The organism is Afipia carboxidovorans OM5 (assembly GCF_000218565.1).
Classification (GTDB): Bacteria; Pseudomonadota; Alphaproteobacteria; order Rhizobiales; family Xanthobacteraceae; genus Afipia; species Afipia carboxidovorans.
In genome coordinates, this window is the sequence record NC_015684.1 from 847994 (window position 1) to 869897 (window position 21904).

Annotated in this window: 24 protein-coding genes and 1 other RNA gene; 15 read left to right on the top strand and 10 right to left on the bottom strand. The window is 64.7% G+C overall.

The genetic code is table 11. The features are described from left to right. Positions 1-81 precede the first annotated feature (81 nt). The 10 genes from OCA5_RS04030 to tkt all read right to left on the bottom strand — a co-directional run bounded on the left by OCA5_RS04030 (position 82) and on the right by tkt (position 11161). Complete coding sequence (locus OCA5_RS04030) at positions 82-519, bottom strand: GNAT family N-acetyltransferase (RefSeq protein WP_012564449.1); 438 nt, start codon at positions 517-519, stop codon at positions 82-84. Continuing rightward, entirely contained in the window at positions 516-1529 is a 1014-nt protein-coding gene (locus OCA5_RS04035; RefSeq protein WP_012564448.1) for a peptidoglycan -binding protein, read from the bottom strand. Before OCA5_RS04035 ends, OCA5_RS04030 begins: the two co-directional genes overlap by 4 nt. 4 nt (positions 1530-1533) lie before the next feature. Next, positions 1534-2541 (bottom strand): MotA/TolQ/ExbB proton channel family protein, encoded by a 1008-nt coding sequence (locus OCA5_RS04040; RefSeq protein WP_013912857.1) that lies wholly within the window; start codon positions 2539-2541, stop codon positions 1534-1536. Between the two features lie 269 nt (positions 2542-2810). Then, positions 2811-3599 (bottom strand): inositol monophosphatase family protein, encoded by a 789-nt coding sequence (locus OCA5_RS04045; RefSeq protein WP_012564446.1) that lies wholly within the window; start codon positions 3597-3599, stop codon positions 2811-2813. 127 nt (positions 3600-3726) lie between these two features. Continuing rightward, positions 3727-4788 (bottom strand): tetratricopeptide repeat protein, encoded by a 1062-nt coding sequence (locus tag OCA5_RS04050; protein WP_012564445.1) that lies wholly within the window; start codon positions 4786-4788, stop codon positions 3727-3729. Then, positions 4785-5474 carry a thiamine phosphate synthase gene (locus OCA5_RS04055; protein ID WP_012564444.1) on the bottom strand — a complete coding sequence of 230 codons (690 nt, stop codon included), beginning with the start codon at positions 5472-5474 and terminating at the stop codon, positions 4785-4787. Before OCA5_RS04055 ends, OCA5_RS04050 begins: the two co-directional genes overlap by 4 nt. 125 nt (positions 5475-5599) lie before the next feature. Continuing rightward, positions 5600-6628 (bottom strand): class I fructose-bisphosphate aldolase, encoded by a 1029-nt coding sequence (locus OCA5_RS04060; protein ID WP_012564443.1) that lies wholly within the window; start codon positions 6626-6628, stop codon positions 5600-5602. A 110-nt stretch (positions 6629-6738) separates the two neighbouring features. Beyond that, positions 6739-7938 (bottom strand): phosphoglycerate kinase, encoded by a 1200-nt coding sequence (locus OCA5_RS04065; RefSeq protein WP_012564442.1) that lies wholly within the window; start codon positions 7936-7938, stop codon positions 6739-6741. Between the two features lie 110 nt (positions 7939-8048). After that, positions 8049-9056, bottom strand: coding sequence for a type I glyceraldehyde-3-phosphate dehydrogenase (gene gap / locus OCA5_RS04070; RefSeq protein ID WP_012564441.1), 1008 nt, complete (start codon positions 9054-9056; stop codon positions 8049-8051). A 98-nt stretch (positions 9057-9154) separates the two neighbouring features. Further along, positions 9155-11161: a transketolase gene (gene tkt / locus OCA5_RS04075; protein ID WP_013912858.1), complete on the bottom strand. Its 2007-nt coding sequence runs from the start codon at positions 11159-11161 to the stop codon at positions 9155-9157. A 329-nt stretch (positions 11162-11490) separates the two neighbouring features. Between tkt and OCA5_RS04085 the strand changes: the two genes are divergently transcribed. The 15 genes from OCA5_RS04085 to OCA5_RS04150 all read left to right on the top strand — a co-directional run bounded on the left by OCA5_RS04085 (position 11491) and on the right by OCA5_RS04150 (position 21876). Further along, positions 11491-11856, top strand: coding sequence for a DUF4164 domain-containing protein (locus OCA5_RS04085; protein WP_012564439.1), 366 nt, complete (start codon positions 11491-11493; stop codon positions 11854-11856). Then, on the top strand, positions 11853-12236 hold the full coding sequence (locus OCA5_RS04090; RefSeq protein WP_012564438.1) for a cell division protein ZapA: 384 nt from the start codon (positions 11853-11855) through the stop codon (positions 12234-12236). Before OCA5_RS04085 ends, OCA5_RS04090 begins: the two co-directional genes overlap by 4 nt. 71 nt (positions 12237-12307) lie before the next feature. Then, a non-coding RNA gene (ssrS, locus tag OCA5_RS18660) (6S RNA) lies at positions 12308-12465 on the top strand. 179 nt (positions 12466-12644) lie between these two features. Then, a complete protein-coding gene (locus tag OCA5_RS04095; RefSeq protein ID WP_012564437.1) occupies positions 12645-13226 on the top strand; it encodes a 5-formyltetrahydrofolate cyclo-ligase in 582 nt (193 codons plus the stop codon). A 6-nt stretch (positions 13227-13232) separates the two neighbouring features. Beyond that, positions 13233-14060: a TIGR00282 family metallophosphoesterase gene (locus OCA5_RS04100; protein ID WP_013912859.1), complete on the top strand. Its 828-nt coding sequence runs from the start codon at positions 13233-13235 to the stop codon at positions 14058-14060. A gap of 167 nt (positions 14061-14227) precedes the next feature. Beyond that, positions 14228-14974 carry a YebC/PmpR family DNA-binding transcriptional regulator gene (locus OCA5_RS04105; RefSeq protein ID WP_012564435.1) on the top strand — a complete coding sequence of 249 codons (747 nt, stop codon included), beginning with the start codon at positions 14228-14230 and terminating at the stop codon, positions 14972-14974. Positions 14975-15261: 287 nt separating this feature from the next. Next, positions 15262-16629 (top strand): magnesium transporter, encoded by a 1368-nt coding sequence (gene mgtE, locus OCA5_RS04110; protein WP_012564433.1) that lies wholly within the window; start codon positions 15262-15264, stop codon positions 16627-16629. A 38-nt stretch (positions 16630-16667) separates the two neighbouring features. Next, complete coding sequence (ruvC, locus tag OCA5_RS04115; RefSeq protein ID WP_012564432.1) at positions 16668-17183, top strand: crossover junction endodeoxyribonuclease RuvC; 516 nt, start codon at positions 16668-16670, stop codon at positions 17181-17183. 343 nt (positions 17184-17526) lie between these two features. Continuing rightward, a complete protein-coding gene (ruvA, locus tag OCA5_RS04120; protein WP_012564431.1) occupies positions 17527-18144 on the top strand; it encodes a Holliday junction branch migration protein RuvA in 618 nt (205 codons plus the stop codon). After that, entirely contained in the window at positions 18141-18632 is a 492-nt protein-coding gene (locus OCA5_RS04125; protein ID WP_012564430.1) for a hypothetical protein, read from the top strand. The genes ruvA and OCA5_RS04125 overlap by 4 nt, the downstream gene beginning before the upstream one ends. Next, positions 18629-19669, top strand: coding sequence for a Holliday junction branch migration DNA helicase RuvB (ruvB, locus tag OCA5_RS04130; RefSeq protein WP_012564429.1), 1041 nt, complete (start codon positions 18629-18631; stop codon positions 19667-19669). Before OCA5_RS04125 ends, ruvB begins: the two co-directional genes overlap by 4 nt. Beyond that, the gene (locus tag OCA5_RS04135; RefSeq protein ID WP_012564428.1) at positions 19666-20073 is read left to right on the top strand and encodes an NUDIX hydrolase; all 408 of its coding nucleotides are present in this window, start codon (positions 19666-19668) and stop codon (positions 20071-20073) included. Before ruvB ends, OCA5_RS04135 begins: the two co-directional genes overlap by 4 nt. Next, the gene (locus OCA5_RS04140; protein WP_012564427.1) at positions 20070-20594 is read left to right on the top strand and encodes a tol-pal system-associated acyl-CoA thioesterase; all 525 of its coding nucleotides are present in this window, start codon (positions 20070-20072) and stop codon (positions 20592-20594) included. The genes OCA5_RS04135 and OCA5_RS04140 overlap by 4 nt, the downstream gene beginning before the upstream one ends. Positions 20595-20645: 51 nt before the next feature. Beyond that, a complete protein-coding gene (locus tag OCA5_RS04145) occupies positions 20646-21296 on the top strand; it encodes a TetR/AcrR family transcriptional regulator (protein WP_012564426.1) in 651 nt (216 codons plus the stop codon). 97 nt (positions 21297-21393) lie between these two features. Further along, positions 21394-21876, top strand: coding sequence for a DUF2852 domain-containing protein (locus OCA5_RS04150; RefSeq protein WP_012564425.1), 483 nt, complete (start codon positions 21394-21396; stop codon positions 21874-21876). Positions 21877-21904: the final 28 nt, after the last annotated feature.

Below are 21904 nucleotides of genomic sequence, written 5' to 3' on the forward strand. Positions count from 1 at the left end.
TTTCACCCCTCACCCGACTTTGTCTCGCTTCGCTCGCCATCGCCACCCACTCCCACAAGGGGAGAGGGGAAGAAAGCAAGCTTACTTCTCCCACTTCATGCCATGCACCTTGCGGCCCGATGTCGGGTTCACGTCGTCATGGGTGTGGCGGAAGCCGTGGCGCTCATAGAAGCGGATAGCGCGGGCGTTGTCGGCATTGACCAGGAGCGTGATCGCACCAGAGGATTGCCGCTTTGCCTCATCGACCAGAGCATCCGCCGCGCCCGAGCCCCAGGCTTCCGGCGCGACGACAAGCTGGTCGAGATAGCCCGAGCCATCGAGGGTGACGAAACCGACCGCGCCCTCATCATTCTCCGCGACCGTGATGCGTGAAGCCGGCACGAGTTCTGTGCGCCAGCGCTGTCGCCATCCCGGCAGCCGCTCGGCGAAGTCGATCGACGGATAGGCGTATTGCCAGGTGCGTTGCCACAGCGCGATCAGCGCGTCTTCGTCGGTTGCGCGGTAGGGGCGCAGCCTCATCGCTCGGTAAGCTTGAGTTCGATGCGGCGGTTGCGCTTGTAGGCATCATCCGTGGTCGCAGTGTCGAGCGGCTGGAATTCGCCGAAGCCCGCCGCCACGAGACGCTGCGGCGAGACTCCGCGCGAGATCAGGTATTGCACGACAGAGATCGCGCGCGCCGCCGACAGATCCCAGTTCGATTTGAATTGCGGGCTGTTGATCGGGCGCACGTCGGTATGGCCGTCGACCCGCAGCACCCACGGAATTTCCGCCGGAATTTTCTTCTCAAGCTCGGTGATCGCGGTTGCGAGCTGGTCGAGCTCGCCGCGCCCCTCGGGCAGCAATCCAGAACTGCCTGAGTCGAAGAACACTTCCGACTGGAATACGAAGCGGTCACCGACGATGCGTATGTCCGGACGGTCGCCAAGGATCGCACGCAGCCGTCCGAAGAATTCGGAGCGATAGCGCGACAATTCCTGCACGCGCTGTGCCAGTGCGACGTTGAGGCGCTGGCCGAGGTCGGCGATCTTCTCCTGAGATTCCTTGCCCTTCTGCTCGGAGGCATTCAGTGCTTCTTCGAGCGCCGCAAGCTGGCGGCGCAGCGCGCTGATCTGCTGGTTCAGCACCTCGACCTGCGCGAGCGCGCGCTCGGAAATCTGTTTCTCGGTCGCAAGCTGCTTGTTGAGGTCGCCGCCGCCCGCCGCCCCGCTGGTGAGGCTTTCCGCCATGCCCTTGGCGCGATCGCGCTCGGCCTCGGTGGTGGCGAGACTCGCCTGTAACTGTGCGATCTGATCGTTGAGAGTGCCGCTCGAGACTTTCTCCAGAGACAGAAGGTTGGTGAGCTGGGCGATCTGCGCGTTAAGCCGCTCCAAGGCCTTGTCCTTGCCGGAGACTTCCTGCGACAGATAGAATTGCACCACCAGAAACACCGACAGCAGGAACACGATGGCGAGCACCAGCGTGGACAGCGCGTCAACGAATCCCGGCCAGTAATTGAGGCCCGTGCCGCCGCGGCGTGTGCGCGTCGCCATGGCGTCAGGATTCCCGTTCGACGAGGCCCGGCGCGCGGGCGATGCGTTCCAGAAGCTTCTTGATCTCCGTGCTCTGTTCGCCTTGCGAGTCCGCCCATTCGCGGATCAGGTTCTGTTCCTCGCGCATGTGGGTGACGAGACCCTGGATCGCCTCGGCGAGGTTCGCCATCGCCGCGGTGCCGGCGCGATTGGAGTTCGTATCTTCGATGGCGGTGCGCAGCCGCTCGATCACCGGCGCAAGATCGGACGAAGAGCCCGCGACTGCAGGCTCGCCTGCATATTCGCGCACGGTGCCGGCAAGCCAGTCTTCGAGGTCGGTGTAGAAACGGTTCTGCGCCTGACTCGATTGCAGATCGAGGAAGCCCAGGATCAGCGAACCGGCGAGGCCGAACAGCGAGGACGAGAACGAAATGCCCATGCCGGAGAGCGGTGCGGCGAGACCTTCCTTCAGCGTGTCGAACATTGCGCCTGCTTCGCCGCCGACTTTCAGTCCGTCGATCACCTTGCCGACGGAGCCGACGGTTTCGATCAGACCCCAGAAGGTGCCGAGCAGGCCGAGGAAAACCAGAAGCCCGGTCATGTAGCGCGAGATGTCGCGCGCCTCATCGAGGCGTGTCGCAATCGAATCGAGCATGTGCCGCATGGTCTGCTGCGTGATGCTCATGCGGCCCGAGCGATTGGAGAGCATCGCCGCCATCGGCGCGAGCAGCACCGGCCGCCGGTCGAGTGCGAGGCCGGGATCGGAGACGCGGAAATGATTGACCCACGCCACTTCGGGATAGAGCCGGATCACCTGCCGGAACGACAGCACCGTGCCGATCAGCAACACGCCGCCGATCAGCGCGTTGAGGCCGGGATTGGCGAGAAAGGCTTCCCAGATCTGTTTGTAGAGGATGACGCAGAGCAGGGCGCACAGCACCAGGAACACCACCATGCGGACCAGAAAGATCCGTGGTGAGGACAGTTTCGTGACGACGATGTCGTCAGCGGTCACAGGAGGGTGCTTCGCCATGCGGGACTGTTGCTCCTCATTGAAACGCCGAACCGGCGCTTAATATGACATGGCTCGGCCGGGAAAACAGCGCCGATCGACATTTTCCGGAACTTATGTCGATGCGCAATTGCCCTTGCGAATGTTGCAGGGCGATGACGGAGCGCGCAAGGCCGCTTCGCGGTGCGATGGTATGAGGTCGATGGAGAAATTACAGCGGTGTGACGAGAATCGTCGCAACCATATTGGTGCGAGCGTGGATGCTTCGCGTGGTGACGCTGCGCGGCTCGTCAGAGCGGTTTGAGAATCTTCACCAGTTCACGATGAATGGTCTCGTTGCCGCAGACGACATGCCCGGTCGCGAGCGCAGTGTCGCCGCCCTCGATGCCGCTGGCGACGCCGCCCGCTTCGCGCACCATGATGAGGCCCGCCGCGATGTCCCACGGCTGCAAGTTGCGCTCCCAATAGCCGTCGAGGCGTCCGGCGGCGACGAACGCCATGTCGAGCGAGGCCGCACCGAAGCGGCGCAGACCGGCGACGCGCGGCTGCAGTTCGGCCATCTCGCGGCGCGACAGCTCATGATCGCCACGCCCGATATGCGGCAGGCCGCAGGCGATCACGCAATCCTCGAGCTTCTTGCGGCCGGCCACGCGCAGCCGCATGTCGTTGAGGAACGCGCCCTTGCCGCGCTCGGCGATGTAGAGCTCTTCATTGCCGGGATTGTAGATCACGCCGGCGATAATGACGCCCTCACGCTGCAGGCCGATCGAGATCGCGAATTGCGGAATGCCGTGCAGGAAATTGGTGGTGCCGTCGAGCGGATCGACGATCCAGGTGTTGGCCTTGTCGGTGCCTTCCCGGGTGCCGCCTTCCTCGCCGAGGAAGCCGTAGCCCGGCCGTGCCTTGGTGAGATCGTCGTAGAGCATTTCCTCGGCGCGGCGGTCGGCGGCGGAAACGAAATTGGCGGGGCCCTTCAGGGACACCTGCAGGTTCTCGATTTCACCGAGATCGCGCTTGAGGCTACGGCCTGCGCGGCGCGCGGCCTTGACCATGACGTTGATGAGAGCGGAATGAATCATGGGGGCGCGATCGGGGGTAAAAAAGGACAGGGGAACGGGCCAACGCCGTCAGGCGAGGGTATTGGCGTCAAAGGCCCATAAGGTCAAGGGCAGGAGCGCAAATGTGCCGGAAAGGCGGCGGTTTACGCTACTTGATGCCGAACCAAGTCTTGGCCGCGGCTTCCGCCTTGGCGCGATCCTCAGCGGAGAGCTCGGCCATGCGCGCGTCGAGCCCCGGGTCGCTCGCGCCGCTGGTCTTGGCGATCAGGTGCCATTTGAAGCCCTCGACCTTGTTCTGCGGCGCGCCCCGGCCGTCGATCAGGACATGCGCGAGACGGTTCTGCGCGATCGGGCTGCCCTGCCGTGCGGCGCGGTTGAGCAGCGCAACGGCGGTCGCCTCATCGCGGGCGACGCCGGTGCCGTTGAACAGCGCAATCGCGTACTCGACTTCGGCATCGAGATTGTCGGCAAGCGCAGCCGCACCGAGGAGCCGCGCGGCTTTGGTGAGATCCTTCTCGACGCCGCGGCCTTCCTTGTAGAACGTTGCGAGCGCGTATTGCGCCTCGGCATTGCCTGCCTCCGCGGCCTGCGTGAACAATTCCGCTGCGCGCTTGACGTCCTGTGGGAACACCTGACCTTCGAGATAGAGGAGGCCGAGATTGTAGGCGGCCTCCGGCTTGCCGAGCTTCGCGGCAGCGGCGAGCAATTTCGCACCTTCGTTGCGATCGGCAGGTGCGCCGCGCCCGGCGATCCGCATCATGCCGAGCGCGAACATCGCTTCGCGGTCGCCGCGGTCGGCGGCCTTCTTGTACCAGCTCGCGGCGAGCGGCTCGTCGCGCTTGACGCCGAAGCCGTTGGAATAGATCTCGCCGATCAGCGTCATCGATTTCGGATCGCCCTTCTCGGTGGCGCGCTTGGTGGCGATGGCGAGCGCGGTCTTGTAGCGGCCTTCCTGAAATGCGCCGTAAGCGAGATCGACGTTCGGATCGTCGGGCTCTTCCGTTTTCGGAGCCTCCTTTGCAGTGTCGGCCTTGGGCTTGGCGGCCTTGGCTGGCGCTTTCGGGGCCGCAGGCTTTGGCGCAGCTTTGGGCGCGGGTGCAGGAGCAGGCTGTGCAGAGGGGAGCGCGAGTTGCGCGAAGCTCTCACCGCCTGCAACGCAGAACGCGGCTACTGCGACCGTAAGGATGAAGCGGAATCGAAGCCGGCTCATGAACGCGTGACCTGTCCCGCGGCCGCACTGAACGTCGCTTCAAAGCGCGCGCGGATTGCGGCCTGCGCCTCTTCCAGCGCGGCTTTTGGCCCGCGTGCATCGTTCCAGATGAAATCGGCCGCCATGATGAAGTCGGCGCCGGAGCCCGCGAACAGCGTTGCCTCCTCGAGCGTCGCGGCATAGCCAACGCAGGGCGGCTCGAACAATTCGGCCCACCATTGCAGCCGCTCGAAGATCGCCTCGGGCGAGGGCCGCTCGCCGTTCCGCGAAGGCTCGCCGAACAACAGATAATCCGCGCCGCGTTCGCCCGCGAGCATCGCATCGTGCCGCGTGTGCAATTGCCCGACGCCGACGATGCGCTGCGCCTTCAGCGACGCGGCGTCTTCCATCTGCTCCAGACCCTCTACGTGGACGCCGTCGGCACCGCCGCGCACCGCAAGCGACTGCCGTCCTTCGACCAGAAGCGCCGTGCCGGCCGCCTGCACCGGGCCTGCGAGCGTCTTGATGCGCGAAGTCAGCGTGCGCTCGTCGGCCTCGTTGAGGCGCAGCAGCACGGCCGCGACGTCGCATGCGGTGAGAAGCGGCGGTAGCGATGCCGCGAACGCCGCGGTGTCGTCGAGCGCGGGCGTCGCCAGATAGAGGCGGGGCATGGGTTGGGCAGGAGCAGAGGAGCGGGAGGGCGCCATGGGGAAACCGGTAGCGGACGATCAGGACAGCGACAAGCCTTCACGCAAAAATGCGCCGCGGGTGCGGCGCATTTCAAAATGCAGGCCTTCTAAAATGCAGGCCGCTCGGTGGCGGGATCGCGGCCTTACGCCGCCTTCTTGCCTTCGAGATCGGCGTTCCATTCGCCCTTGCTGGCGAGGCCGTTCATGCGGGCGCGATGCCCGAACGCGGCCTGCGCGGCGGCGACGTTTTCGGTTTTGCCGGACCATGCCTTCTGCGGCGCGGCCTGTAGCGCGCGGCCGTAGGAGAAGGTGAGCTTCCACGGCAGCCCGCCGATCCGGTTCATGGCGTCGAGATGCGCGGTCGCCTCCTCGTCGGACTGGCCGCCCGAGAGGAACGCGATGCCCGGCACCGCCGACGGCGTCGTATTCTTGAGCATGCGGATGGTCTTCTCGGCGACTTCCTGCACCGAGGCGCGCTTCGCCGCCTTCTTGCCGGAGATCGCCATGTTCGGCTTCAGCACCATGCCTTCGAGCGCCACGCGCTGGTAGTAGAGCTCCTGGAAGGTTTCCTTCAGGATGAACTCGGTCACCTCGTAGCAGCGGTCGATGCTGTGATCGCCGTCCATCAGCACTTCCGGCTCGACGATCGGCACGATCTGCGCGGCCTGGCACAGCGCGGCGTAGCGGGCGAGCGCGTGGGTGTTGGTGCGGATCGCGGCATAGCTCGGAATGCCATTGCCGATGTCGAACACGCCGCGCCATTTCGCGAAGCGCGCGCCGTTTTCGTAATATTTCTTCAGACGCTCGGCGAGCTTGTCGAGACCGACGGTGATGAGTTCGCCGGGACAGCCGGGCAGCGGCTGCGTGCCTTCATCGACCTTGATGCCGGGGATCGAGCCCGCCTGTTCGATCAGCTTCACGAGCGGCGTGCCGTCCTTCGCCTTCTGCCAGAACGTCTCGTCGTAGAGGATGACGCCGGAGATGTGGTTGCTCATCGCCTCCTTGGAACGGAACAGCAGTTCGCGATAGTCGCGGCGGTTGTCCTCGGTGGACTCCACGCCGATCACGTCGAAGCGCTTCTTAATGGTGCCGGAGGATTCGTCGGCAGCCAGAATACCGCGTCCCGGCGCGACCATGGCGTTGGCTACCTTGTTGAGGTCAGCGAGATTCATCGAGCTCTCCTGAAAACGGCTGATTGAGAGGGGTTTGGCTGTGTAAGTCGTAGGCGGTTTGGCCGGTTCCACCCCATTTGGCTGCAATCTAGCCAAACGGGGCGGGATTGTCATTTCACCCGCAGAACCTCGACACCGGGCAGCGGCTTGCCTTCCATCCATTCGAGGAACGCGCCGCCCGCGGTCGAGACGTAAGTGAAGTCAGAGGCGACCCCGGCGTGGTTCAAGGCTGCGACAGTATCCCCGCCGCCCGCGACCGAGATCAGCTTGCCCTCGCGGGTGAGGCCCGCGGCATGGCGCGCGGCCTGCACGGTGCCACGGTCGAATGGCGACAATTCGAACGCGCCGAGCGGGCCGTTCCACACCACCGTCTTGGCGGCATCAAAAGCGGCGCGCACGCGGTCGACCGATTTCGGGCCGACGTCGAGGATCATCGCATCGGAGGGAATGGCGTCGAGCCCACAGGCTTCCGAGGGCGCATGGGCGACGAACTCGCGCGCAATCACGGCATCGACCGGCAGGATCACGGCGCATTTGGCCGCTTCCGCCTTTTCGAGAATCCGCAGCGCGGTTGGCGCCAGTTCTTTTTCGCAGAGCGACTTGCCGACATTGACACCCTGCGCATGCAGGAAGGTGTTGGCCATGCCACCGCCGATCACCAGTGCATCGACCTTGGTGACGAGATTTTCCAGAAGGTCGAGCTTGGTCGAGACCTTCGCGCCGCCGATCACCGCCGCGACCGGATGCGTCGGTGCTTCCAGCGCCTTGGTCAGCGCGTCGAGCTCGGCCTGCATCGAGCGGCCGGCATAGGCGGGCAGCACATGGCCGAGCCCCTCGGTCGAGGCGTGGGCGCGGTGCGCGGTCGAGAAGGCGTCGTTGATCCAGATATCGCCGAGCTTGGCGAGTTCGGCGACAAAAGCAGGATCGTTCTTCTCTTCGCCTTTGTGGAAGCGGGTGTTCTCGAGGCAGATGATGTCGCCGGGCTTCATCCAGGAGACGGCATCTTCCGCTTTCTTGCCGACGCAGTCGTCGACGAACTCGACGTGCCGCCGCAGCATGTAGGCGAGCGTGATCGCGACCGGCTTCAGCGATTCCTTCGGATTGACCACGCCCTTGGGCCGGCCGAAATGCGAGAGCAGGATGACCTTGCCGCCCTTTTCGGCGATCTCGGTGATGGTCTTGGTGATGCGCGTAAGCCGCGTGGCGTCGGAGACGCGTCCATTGTCCATCGGGACGTTGAGGTCGACGCGCAACAGGACGCGCTTGTCGTTGACGTCGACGTCGTCGAGGGTGCGGAAAAGGCTGGTCATGGGTCTCCTTGTCCCAGAACCCGATGGACCGTTATCGCGGAAGGGCCTGTCGGGTTGAACCACCGTTCGCATGAAACGGTTCCGGGCGCCGCAGCGCCCGGAGGGAATGGTCAGATCAGCTTGCCAATCGCGACGGCGGTGTCGGCCATGCGGTTGGAGAAGCCCCACTCGTTATCGTACCACGACATGACGCGGACGAGATTGCCGCCCTGCACCTTGGTCTGGTCGATCGCGAAGATCGAGGAGTGCTGGTCGCCGTTGAAGTCGATCGAGACGTTCGGATGATCGGTGACGCCGAGGATGTTCTTGAGCTGCTGCTCGGACGCGCGGCGGATGGCGTCGTTGATCTCGTCCTTGGAGGTCTGCTTCTTGGCGATGATCTTGAGGTCGATCACCGAGACGTTCGGCGTCGGCACGCGGATCGAGACGCCGTCGAGCTTGCCGTTGAGTTCGGGCAGCACGAGGCCGATCGCCTTGGCCGCGCCGGTCGAGGTCGGGATCATCGAGAGCCCCGCCGCGCGGGCGCGGTAAAGATCCTTGTGCATGGTGTCCAGCGTCGGCTGGTCGCCGGTGTAGGCGTGGACCGTGGTCATGAAGCCGGTCTCGATACCGACCGTGTCGTTCAGCACCTTGGCGACCGGCGCGAGGCAGTTGGTGGTGCACGAGCCGTTCGAGATCACCATGTGGTCGCGGGTCAGCTTGTCGTGGTTGACGCCGTAGACGATGGTCGCGTCGGCGCCGTCAGCAGGCGCGGAGACCAGCACACGCTTTGCGCCGGCGGTGAGATGGGCGGCTGCCTTCTCGCGCGTGGTAAAGAGGCCGGTGCATTCCATCGCGATGTCGACGCCAAGTTCCTTCCAGGGCAGCGTCGCGGGATCGCGCACCGCAGTGACCTTGATCTTGCCGTTGCCGATGTCGATGGTATCGCCATCCACCTTCACCTCGCCAGGGAAGCGGCCGTGCACCGAGTCGTAGCGCAGCAGGTGGGCGTTGGTCTCGACCGGTGCGAGATCGTTGATCGCAACCACCTGGATGTCGGTGCGCTTCGACTCGTGAATCGCACGCAGCACGTTCCGGCCGATGCGGCCAAATCCATTGATCGCGACGCGGATGGTCATTCCGTTCTCCTCAAAGCCTGAATTGACGTTTTTCGAGGCGGTTTTGCCCCGAATGACGCCCTGATGCAATCATCCCAAACGGCAATACGCGTGCAGGGTTACCGCTTGAGGCGGGCCTCTGCGGCGGCGGTGATCGCCTCCGCGGTGATGCCGAAATGGTTGTAGAGTTCCTTATATGGGGCACTTGCGCCGAATCCGCTCATGCCGACGAAGATTCCGTCCGCGCCGATGATGGCGTCCCAGCCCTGTCGAATCGCGGCTTCCACGCCGACCTTCACCGGTGCATTGCCGATCAGCGCTGAGCGCGTAGCTTCCGGCGCTTCTAGGAAGAGGTCCATGCAGGGCACCGACACCACGCGGGTCGGAATGCCGCGCGCGACAAGTTGTGTCTGCGCCTCGACTGCGAGCGATACCTCGGAGCCCGAGGCGAAGATTGAGACCTTGGCCTCGCCCTGCGCGGGTGAAATCTCGTAGGCACCGGCGGCCGAGCGGTTTGCCGCGTCGTTGCTGCGGCGAAGCTGCGGCAAATTCTGGCGGGTTAGTGCCAGCACGCTCGGGCGGTCTTTCGCCTCCAGTGCAAGCTGCCAGCATTCCAGCGTCTCGACGGTGTCGCAGGGGCGGAACACATTGAGGTTCGGGATGGCGCGCAGTGCGGCAAGATGTTCGACCGGCTGATGCGTCGGGCCGTCTTCGCCAAGCCCGATGGAATCGTGGGTCAGCACGTGGATCACGCGTTCGCCCATCAGCGCGGCGAGCCGCAGCGACGGCCGCAGGTAATCGGAGAATACGAGGAAGGTGCCGGAATACGGAATGATGCCGCCATGCAGCGCCATGCCGTTCATCGCCGCTGCCATGCCGTGCTCGCGGATGCCGTAATTGACGTAGCGCCCGCCGTAATTGTTGGCGGAGATCGCGACCATGGCCTTGGTGCGGGTGTTGTTGGAGCCGGTAAGGTCGGCCGAACCGCCGACCATCTCGGGCACGACCGGGACCAGCGCTTCCAGCGCCTGCTCGGAGGCGGTGCGGGTCGCGATATCCTTCGGAGCCTCGGCGAGCGCGGCCTTCATGTTGGCGACGGCATCGGTGAGCGCCTTGACCGGCAGATCGCCCTTCATGCGGCGCTCGAACTCGGCGCGCTGCGTCGCGTCCACGGCGGCGAGCTTCTTCTCCCACGCGCTGCGCAGAGCCGCGCCGCGCGAACCGGCCGCGCGCCACGCGTCGAGAATGTCCGCAGGGATTTCAAACGGCGGCGCGTCCCAGTTCAGCGCCTTGCGGGTGCCCGCGATTTCGTCTGCGCCGAGCGGCGAGCCATGCGACTTCGAGCTGCCGGCCTTGGTCGGTGCGCCGAACGCAATGGTGGTCTTGCAGGCGATCAGCGTCGGGCGATCCGATTTCTGCGCGCGCGCGATGGCGTCGGCGATGGCGTCATGATCGTGGCCATCGATGCGGCAGGCGGCCCAGCCCGCGGCCTCGAAGCGCTTCACCTGATCGACCGAGTCCGACAGCGAGATTGCGCCGTCGATGGAAATGCCGTTGTCGTCGAACAGCACGATCATCCTGTTGAGCTTGAGGTGTCCCGCGAGCGCGATTGCTTCCTGGCTCACGCCTTCCATCAGGTCACCGTCGGAGGCGAGCACGTAGGTGAAGTGATCGACGAGATCGCCGCCGAACTCAGCCGCGAGGTGACGCTCCGCGAGCGCCATGCCGACCGCGGTGGAAATGCCCTGGCCGAGCGGGCCGGTGGTCATCTCGATGCCGGGGGTGACGAAGTTCTCCGGGTGGCCCGGCGTTTTCGAGCCGAGCTGACGGAAGCTCTTGATCTCCTCGATCGTCATCGTCTCGTTGCCGGTGAGATAGAGCAGCGCGTAGAGCAGCATCGAGCCGTGACCGGCAGACAGCACGAAGCGGTCGCGATCCGCCCATTTCGGGGCGCGGGCATCGAATTTCAGGAATTGCGTGAACAGGACGGTGGCGATGTCGGCGGCGCCCATCGGCAGGCCGGGGTGGCCGGATTTCGCCTTCTCCACGGCGTCCATCGCGAGCGCGCGGATCGCGTTGGCCATGCGGGACGGATCGACACGCGGGGTCTTCGCTTGAAACGTCATGGATCGGGACCTGAAAAATTTTTCCAAAAAGGCGGGATATTGCAGTCAGATGACTGCGTGGATTCTTGGGCCGGTGGATAGCACCCCGCCTCCCGCGAGTCCAAGAATCGATCAGAGAATCATCCGTAGCTCGGCGGAAATCGGGGATGGCCGGACGATCCGCCGCGCGCGACTGTGGCGCATAACGGTGCATAGCGGGAAAGCGACGTTGCAAGGGGGCGAATCGCTCTTTAGATTCATAGACTAAATACTTGCTGAACCGGGATTTTCCGATGAGATCGGCCATTCAGTCTTCCATGGTTCAACACCCGACGCGGAATGGTGCGTACATGACCGACCGCATGCCCAATGCCTTCTCCGGGCATGAGCCGGATGAGCCAGCGGGACCCGCGACTGGCTCCATGACCGGATCGATGTCCCCTGCGGACAAGATCGCGGCGGCGACCCGCAGGCTTGCGGCCGCGCTCGATGCGATGGAGAGCGCGGTTGAGCGCCGCCGCGAATACGATCGCGGCAGCGACGAGCTCGCCGCCCGCATTCAGGCGCTCGGTATCGATCGGTCGCGGCTTGCCAACGAGCTCGACGGCACGCTGGTGCGTTCGCGCGAACTGGAGCGCACCAATCGCGAGATCGCGGAGCGTCTTGATGTTGCGATCGGCACGATCCGCTCGGTGATCGAGGAGGATGCCTCGTGACCCACGTCAACGTCACCATCAACGGCCGGCAATATCGCATGGCCTGCGAGGAAGGGCAGGAGACGCGGCTGCTACGCCTTGCGGAGATGCTGGAGAGCCGCGTCACCGATCTGCGCGGCAAGTTCGGCGAGATCGGTGATCAGCGCCTGACCGTGATGGCCTCGCTCACCATCGCCGATGAACTGCACGACGCCGAACGCCGCATCCGCGGTTATGAGGAAGAAATCGAGGTGCTGCGCGAGGGCCGCGTGGCGGCTGCCGACCGCGCCCGCGCCACACAGTCCGCGATTGCCAACGCGCTCAACTCCGCCTCGGAGCGGATCGAGCGCATGACGCAGGAACTGAACAAGCCGCTGGCGGCCAACGTCGCGCTCGGCTGAGAATTTTTCCTCTCGGGGAAGCTGCATCGCCCCCGCTGGCGGTGCGGCCCGATCATCGCTACATTGGTGGTGCGAGGCTATGGCGCGCGTCAGGAGCCATAATTCCCCGGGGCCTTATCGATCTCAAGGGAACTGTCCCTGGCCGGGTCCGTGGACCCGGACATATGGTGCCCACCTACTTAGGTAGGTCTCCGGGATCGAGCGCTTCAACGGCGACTGTGGCTTCGCACTTCCGACATTTGGCATGAGCTTACCTCGCCCCGCTTGCGGGGAGAGGTCGCGAGCCTTCAGGCGAGCGGGTGAGGGGCTTGCATGCTATCGTTGCAATCTGCCCCTCACCCGGAGGCTTGCTGCGCTTGCCTCCGACCTCTCCCCGCAAGCGGAGCGAGGTGAAGAAAGCGATCTCCTGTGCCGGATTCCTTGCAGCCATCGAAAAACAGCCTGCGCGCCGTTGCCTTCGCCCGCCGCGATGCGTTGAGCGGTGACGAGCGGGCCGCTGCGGCCCGCGCGCTTGCGCGATATGCGGCGCAATTCGAGGTCGGGCCGGGCTGCGTGGTCGCGGGCTTCTCCGCGATCCGCAGCGAGATCGACCCTGCCGCCCTGATGCAGGCGCTGGCCGTGCGTGGCGCACGGCTTTCGCTGCCCGTTGCAGTGGGGCGTGGCGAGCCACTGATCTTCCGCGCATGGACGAAGGAGACCGTGCTGGTGCGCGGGCTCTACGGCATTCTCGAGCCGTCGTCGGATGCGGAAGAGGTTGAGCCCGACATCGTGCTGGTGCCGCTCGCGGCCTTCGACCGGCGCGGCCATCGCATCGGTTATGGCGGCGGCTATTACGACCGCACGCTCGCGCACCTGCGCCGCAATCGCCGCATCACGGCCGCGGGCCTTGCATTTTCGGTGCAGGAAATCGACGAGCTACCCGCCGATGAGCACGACGAGCCGCTCGATCTCGTGCTAACGGAACGGGACGTGATTGATTTTCGGGGGTAGGTGAGCGTGCGGATTCTGTTTGTCGGCGATGTGGTGGGGCGCAGCGGGCGGACCATCGTGACCGAAACCCTGCCGACGCTGATCCGCGATTGGGCGCTCGATCTCGTCATCGTCAACGGTGAGAACGCCGCCGGCGGGTTCGGCATCACCGAGGCGATCTATCAAGAATTCATCGATGCCGGTGCCGACGCCGTTACGCTCGGCAATCATTCCTGGGACCAGCGCGAGGCGCTCGTCTTCATCGAGCGCGCGCCGCGGCTGATCCGGCCCTTGAACTTCACGCCGGGCACGCCGGGGCGGGGTGCCGCGATGATCGAAACCAAGAAGGGCCAGCGCGCGCTCGTCATCAATGCCATCGGCCGGACCTTCATGGCGCCCTCCGACGATCCGTTCATCGCGCTCGACCGCGAGCTCAACGCCTGTCCGCTGCGCGAGGCGGTCGATGCCATCGTCATCGATTTCCACGGCGAGGCGACGAGCGAGAAGCAGGCGATCGCCTATCATTGCGACGGCCGCGCCAGTCTCGTTATCGGCACTCACACCCATGTACCGACCGCCGACCATCGCATCCTGCCGCGCGGCACCGCCTACATGAGCGATGTCGGCATGAGCGGCGACTATGAGAGCATCATCGGCATGGACCGCGAGGAGCCGCTCGGCCGCTTCCTGCGTGGCTATCCGGCGGCGCGCTTCACCGCGGGTGAGGGGCCGGGCACGCTGAGCGGCCTCGCGGTGGAAACCGACGATGCGAGCGGGCTTGCACGCGTCGTTGCCCCGGTGCGGATCGGCCCGGTGCTGGAGCCCGCAAAGCCCACCTTCTGGCGCGGGAACTGAGCCCCGGTCAGGCCTTAACCAAAGGGCAATGAGGTCCCCGACGGTCCTCTCAAACCGCCCGAAAAATGGCTCCGGTATCTTTGAATTTGGCGAGTGCGGGCCTATAACGCGCCACCCAACCCCAATTTTCCAGGCAAGGCGCACTCGCGCCCGGAGAGACCATTCGCATGGCCGGACATTCCCAATTCAAGAACATCATGCACCGCAAGGGCAAACAGGACGCCATGAGGTCCAAGGTGTTCGGGAAGCTCGCGCGCGAAATCACGGTGGCCGCCAAGCTCGGCACGCCCGATCCTGCGATGAACCCGCGCCTGCGCGCCGCCGTGCTCGCCGCTCGCGCCGAGAACATGCCGAAGGACAATATCGAGCGCGCCATCAAGAAGGCGGCCGGGGGCGACAGTGAGAACTACGATGAAATCCGCTACGAGGGTTACGGCCCGGGCGGCGTCGCCGTCATCGTCGAAGCGCTGACCGACAACCGCAACCGCGCGGCCTCCGACATTCGCTCCTACTTCACCAAGTCCGGCGGCAATCTCGGCGAGACCGGCTCGGTGTCGTTCATGTTCGACCGCGTCGGCGTGATCGAATACGACGCAGACAAAGCCTCGGCCGACGATATGCTCGAGGCGGCGATCGAGGCCGGGGCTGATGATGTTGCCTCCTCCGAGGAAGGCCACGAGATCTATACTTCGCAGGCCTCGCTGAGTGAGGCGGCCAAGGCGCTGGAAGCGAAGTTCGGTGAGCCGCGCAAGGCGGCGCTGATCTGGAAGCCGCAGAATAATATCGCGGTGAGCGACGAGGTCGGCGAGAAGCTGTTCAAGCTACTTGATCAGTTGAACGAGCATGACGACGTGCAGAACGTCTATGCCAACTTCGAGGTCTCCGACACGCTCGCCGCCAAGATGGCGGGCTGAGAGCGTTTTCATCAAAGGCGAAACGACTTAAACACGGCGCCTCTTTCTATCGGGCCCTCCCCGTCCTTCATTTTCGGTTCGCCTCCGGCTATTTTTTCTTGACGGCGCGGAGGTGAAAGCTCATGTCAGCGTCAGGTGGCGCATGGTGTTCAACCATGCGCTGCGTCACTGGAAACCCTCAATCATGCCAAGCGACAGTCAACGTACTTTGCCGACAGCGGCCCGTGCGGTCTGAGCGCTTCTGAGGCTCACCCGCTGCCGTTGCCGGCAGATCCCGAAGGTGAGTCATGACGGACATCCACACAATCTCCGAGGGTGGCTTCAATGCCGCTGTGGTCGCGGCAAGCCTGACCGACGAGCACGCAGCCGATAAGGTCGATATCCTCAACGAACTCGCGCCTGAACAGGCGGCCGAGGTGCTGCGGCTACTGCCGCGCGAGACCGCGATCGAAGTGCTCGACAAGCCTGAGCTCTTGTTCGGGCCGGAGATCATCGAGGCGCTGCCGCAGGATGTCGCGGTCCCGCTGCTCGCCGGCATGTCGTCGGACATGGCGGCCGACCTCATCCAGCAGTTGCAGGATCCGCCGCGCAGTGCGCTGCTGGAGGGGCTCGATTCCGCCTCGCGTCACGCGATCAAGAGCCTGCTCGCCTATCCGGAAAACACCGCCGGAGCGATGATGACGATCGAGTTCGTCAGCGCACCCGCCGACTGGACGGTGGAGCGCACGCTGCAGCACATCCGTCAGGTCGAGCGCACCCGCGAGACGGTCTATGCGATCTATGTGCTGCATCCGACCACGCGCCGTCTTGTCGGCGCGGTGTCGCTGCGCCGCCTGATCGCGGGTGAGCCGCATGCGACCATCGGCTCGCTCGCGGTGACGCCGATTACCACGCTGCCGCTCGCCGACCGCGAGGACGTCGCGCGTCTGATCGCGCGTCACGATCTGCTCGCGGTGCCGGTGGTCGACAAGGCTGCGCATCTTCTCGGCATTGTTACTTTCGACGACGTCATCGACGCCATCATCGAAGAGAACACCGAGGACGCGCAGAAATTCGGCGGTATGGAGGCGATCGAAGAGCCTTACATGCAGATCAAGCTCGGCGACATGATCCGCAAGCGCGGCGTGTGGCTCGCCGTGCTGTTCGTCAGCGAGATGCTGACCGCAAGCGTAATGCAGCATTTCGAGGGCGAGCTCGAAAAGGCGCTGGTGCTGACGCTGTTCATTCCGCTCATCATGAGTTCGGGCGGCAATTCCGGTTCGCAGGCAACCTCGCTTCTGATCCGCGCGCTGGCGCTGCATGACGTGAAGCTCTCCGACTGGTGGAAAGTGGCGTTGCGCGAACTGCCGACCGGGCTACTGCTTGGCGCGGGGCTCGGCGTGATCGGCATGATCCGGGTGGTGGCGTGGCAGAAGCTCGGCATTTATGATTATGGCGAACACTGGCTGTTGGTCGGCCTCACTGTCGCCGCGGCGCTGATCGGTGTCGTCACGTTCGGCTCGGTGGTCGGCTCGATGCTGCCGTTCGCGCTGCAGCGGGTGGGTTTCGACCCGGCGAGCGCGTCGGCGCCGTTCGTCGCCACCCTGGTCGATGTCACCGGGCTCATGATCTACTTCAGCGCGGCGCTGCTGATCCTGCGCGGCACGCTGCTGTAGCACCGGACCTTTGCGGCGGTTTCGGCTATCATGAGGCGATGATTTCGCGCACGATTCGCATTCTGGGGATTGATCCGGGCCTGCGCCGCACTGGCTGGGGCGTGATCGATGTTGAGGGCAACCGGCTGATCTTTGTCGCTTGCGGCACGGTCGAATCGCGCGAAAGCCTGCCGCTGTCGGAACGGCTGCTTGCAATTCATGAAGGGCTCGTGCGGGTGGTGAGCGAACACCGGCCGCTGGAAGCCGCGGTCGAGCAGACCTTTGTCAACAAGGACGGTGCCGGCACGCTGAAGCTCGGCCAGGCGCGCGGCGTCGCCATGCTGGTTCCGGCGATGTCGGGTATCTCGGTTGCTGAATATGCGCCGAACCTCGTGAAGAAGACCGTGGTCGGCGCGGGCCATGCCGACAAAAACCAGATTCAGGTGATGCTGAAAATTCTGCTGCCGAAAGCCGCGCCACCGACACCGGATGCCGCCGATGCGCTCGCCATCGCCATTACGCACGCGCATCACCGCCAGAGCGCGATGCTGCTGCGGAAGGTGGCGGCGTTATGACGGGCAGCGTCATCGTACACGCGCTCCCTCGCCTCGCTTGCGGGGAGAGGGTTGGGGTGAGGGGCCCCTCACCTGGAGCTTTCGCGTGCGCTCAAGCTCCGACCTCTCCCCGCTCGCGGGGAGAGGTGAAAACAACGTCGTTACTTTGCGTCGTTGCTGTTCAGGCTATGACCTCTTTTTTCCCCTCTCCCCTTGTGGGAGAGGGTGCCCGAGTGCAACGAGGGCGGGTGAGGGGTTTGTGTGATTTTGCTTTTACCCTCACCCGGTTCGAACGCGCTTTGCTTGTTCTCGCCACCCTCTCCCACAAGGGGAGAGGGTTGAAAGCGCCATTGGGTGATTGCGCATGATCGGTAAGCTCAAAGGCGTGATCGATTCCTACGGCGAGGATTACGTCATTCTCGACGTGCAAGGCGTCGGCTATCTCGTGCATTGCGCCACGCGCACGCTGCAGGCGTTGCCCTCGTCCGGCGAGGCGGCGGTGCTGTCGATCGAGACCTATGTGCGCGAGGACCAGATCAAGCTGTTCGGTTTTCGCAGCGACATCGAACGCGAATGGTTTCGCCTGTTGCAGACCGTGCAGGGCGTTGGTGCGAAAGTCGCGCTCGCGGTGCTCTCGACATTGCCGCCGTCCGATCTCGCCAACGCGATCGCGCTGCGCGACAAGGCCGCAGTGGCGCGCACGCCGGGCGTCGGGCCGAAGGTTGCCGAGCGCATCGTCACCGAGTTGAAGGACAAGGCGCCTGCATTCGCGAATGTCGATCCGGCGGTGGTGCATCTTGCCGGCGCGGTTGATGATGATCGCGCGCCGCGCCCGGTGAAGGACGCGATCTCCGCGCTGGTCAATCTCGGCTACGGCCAGCCGCAGGCGGCGGCGGCGATTGCGAGCGTGGCGCGTGACGCGGGCGAGGGCGCGGAGACGGCGCAACTCATCCGGCTCGGGCTGAAGGAACTGGCGAAGTGAGCGCCGATCCCGTCCAGCCCACATTGCTCCGGCGTGCTTTGCGTCTCGTCGCGATCGTGATCGTGTTCGGCATCGTGGGGCCGCCGGTCGGTGCGGTGATCTTCATGCTTACTGTCGCGCTTATCGGTATGGACTGGAAGCCCGACGCCAGTTCGATGTTCCTGATGACGGCCTTCTCGTTGATCTATGCAGCGCCGCTGAGCTATCTCATTGGTCTTCCGCCTGCGATGGTGGCGGGCGCGTTGATTGGTTTGCGGCTTGCTTTCTTCGGCCGGATGGGATGGCTTCTCGCGCTGGCGGCTGCGCTTGCGGTCGGAGGGCTGATGGAGATCGTGCTCGGACAGACAACGGTGTGGGGTGTCAGCGAGGACATCGCGCCGCCTGTGCTCGGCATCACCTGCGCTATCGCCACGCTTGCCTGTTGGACGATCGTACGCTGCTGGGATCTGCCGACGATTGTTCGCGCCCGCGCCGGAGCAACCTCATGACCGACTCCCGCCTCGTCACGTCCGAGCGCCGCGCCGATGACATCGGCGATGCGTCGCTGCGGCCGCAGAACCTCTCGGAGTTCGTCGGCCAGGCGCAGGCGCGCGCCAACCTCTCGGTGTTCATCGAGGCTGCGCGCAAGCGCAATGAAGCACTCGATCATGTGCTGTTCGTAGGTCCCCCGGGCCTCGGCAAGACAACGCTTGCGCAGATCGTCTCGCGCGAACTCGGCGTCGGCTTCCGTGCCACCTCGGGCCCGGTGATTGCGAAGGCGGGCGACCTTGCGGCGCTGCTCACCAATCTCGAAGAGCGCGACGTGTTGTTCATCGACGAAATCCATCGTCTCTCGCCGGCAGTGGAAGAAGTGCTCTATCCCGCGATGGAGGATTTCCAGCTCGATCTCATCATCGGCGAGGGACCGGCGGCGCGTTCGGTGAAAATCGATCTGGCGAAGTTCACGCTGGTTGGCGCGACGACGCGCGCGGGCTTGCTCACCAATCCGCTGCGCGATCGCTTCGGCATTCCGCTGCGGCTCAATTTCTACACCGAGGATGAACTGGAGAAGATCGTCACCCGCGGCGCGCGCGTGCTCGGCGTCGGCATGACAGCGGATGGTGCCAACGAAATCGCCCGCCGTGCCCGCGGTACGCCGCGCATCGCCGGGCGGCTTTTGCGGCGAGTGCGCGACTTCGCCTCCGCGCTCGACGCCGAAGCGATCGATCGCAAGGTCGCCGATCACGCGCTCGGTGCGCTCGAGGTCGATAAAGCGGGGCTGGATGCGATGGATCGCCGCTATCTCTCGACCATCGCGCTCAACTATGGCGGCGGACCGGTCGGCGTCGAGACGCTGGCGGCAGCGCTCTCCGAGCCGCGCGACGCCATCGAGGACATCATCGAGCCGTATCTGATCCAGTGCGGCTACCTGCAGCGTACGCCGCGCGGGCGGCTTCTCACCTCGCATGCGTTCAAGCATCTCGGGCTGGCGGAGCCCTCGCGTGATCCCGGGCAGTTCGGCCTGTTTGCGGGAGACGACGAATGAGCGCGCGGGTGATCGAGGTTGTCGCCGCCGTGGTGCGCGATCCGGTGGGCCGGATGCTGCTGGTGCGCAAGCGCGGTACGGCAGCGTTCATGCAGCCGGGCGGCAAGCGCGAGCCGGACGAGGGCGATGTCGCGGCGCTGATGCGCGAGATCGACGAGGAACTCGGCTGCCGCGTGGTGCCGGAGAGTGTGCGGCCGATGGGGCAGTTCGAGGCGCCAGCCGCGAACGAGCCGGGCTACAAGGTGCGCGCCGCGGTCTATGCCGTGGAGATTGATGGCGCCGTGGTGCCGGCTGCGGAAATCGACGAGATTCGCTGGCTCGATCCGCGTGAGCCGACCGACCTGCATCTCGCGCCGCTGACGCGCGATCACGTTATGCCTCTTGCCTTGGGGGAAGCGCGATGACTGCCGCGCTCGATGGCGAGATTCAGAACGGCCGCCATGTGATGGCGATCCGCGTCTATTACGAGGACACCGATTTCTCCGGCATCGTCTATCACGCCAACTTCCTGCGCTTCATGGAGCGCGGGCGGACCAACTATCTGCGCCTTCTCGGCGCCGAGCAGAGCGCGCTGTTTGCGGAAGCTAGTGCGGAGGCATCCGGAGCGTTTTCAAGCGAAGTGGGCACCGGTTCGCGTGAAGAAAACGCGACCAATCAAAAATCCAGTTTTGCCTTCGTGGTGCGTTCGATGCAGATCGAATTTCTCAAGCCCGCGCGGATGGACGACATCCTCACCGTCACCACCGTCCCGCATGAAGTGAAGGGTGCCTCGATGGGGCTGACGCAGGAGGTGCGGCGTGGCGACGAGTTGCTCATCGCGGCAAAAGTGAAGGTCGCCTTCGTCTCGGAAGGCCGCGCGCGGCCGATCCCGAAGGCATTGCGGCTGCTGATGAAGGCCGATCAGGACGCGGATGCGCGCGATTAGGGAAAGGCCCGCGCTGGCGCTCGCACCGCTGCCCATGTTAAAGACATTCACATGAGCTGGCACCGCGGCCGCCGGGAAGGCGGCTATCATCACGGCAATCTCAGGGAAGCGCTGATCGAAGCGGCCCTCGACCTCATCGCGCAAAAGGGGCCTGCGGGCTTCACCTTCGCGGAGGCCGCGCGCTCGGCCGGCGTCAGCCCGGCTGCGCCGTATCGGCATTTCCGCGATCGCGACGAACTCCTGGCGAGTATCGCGCAGCAGGGGTTCGAGCTGTTCGAGAAGCAGTTGTCCGCGGCATGGGATGACGGCCGCCCGGATACGCTGGCGGCGTTCTCGCGGGTCGGCAAGGCCTATCTCGCCTTCGCGCGCGAGCACCCGGCCTATTACTCGGCGATGTTCGAATCCGGCCTGCCATTGCAGGACAATCCGGCGTTGCTGATCGCGGGCGAACGCGCGTTTGCGATCATCCGCGCCGCCTCCGAGCGGCTGGTGGCGCTCGCGCCGCCGAACGTGCCGCGCCCGCCGGCGTTGATGATGGCGCTGCACATCTGGTCGCTCTCGCACGGCATCGCGTCGCTGTTCGGGCGGGGCGATGCCACCTCGCGCAAGCTGCCGATGTCGGCGGAGGATCTTCTGGAGGCAGGCGTGCTTGTCTACCTCAAGGGTCTCGGTTTCCCGGCGCGGCTGGAACCCGCCCCGTAGATTAAATTTGCAGGCAGGCAAACGTGTCGCGCTTGACAATCCGGCGGGATGGATTAGCTATGTAAATGTTATTTACATTCACGACGAGGAGACTCGCATGGCAAATACCGCAGACTTCGACCGATCAGGCCGCCCGGCATTTGCCGGTTCGCGCCACGACGATTTTGCCTGGCGGCATGAGGGCTGGCGTCCGGGCTGCCATCCGGCATCGATCCTCGTCATCATCGCCGCTTTCATCATCTGGTGGCCGCTCGGTCTTGCAGCGCTCGCCTACACCTTCTGGAGCAGGAAAATGGGTTGCTGGAATTATCACGGACGCTTCGCCGACAAGATGGAGCGCATGCAGTGGAAAATGGACCGCATGCGCAGCCGCATGGATGGCCGCGGCTTCTGGGGGCCTTCGAGCGGCAACCGCGCGTTCGACGAGTATCGCATGGAGACGCTGCGCCGCCTCGAAGAAGAGCAGAAGGAGTTCAAGGAATTTCTCGAACGTCTGCGTCACGCCAAGGATAAGGAAGAGTTCGACGCCTTCATGGCGCAGCACCGTCCGCGTCCGGCCGGCGACCAGCCGCAGAGCTAACCCTTACGGCGCAGTTCAGGTTATGACC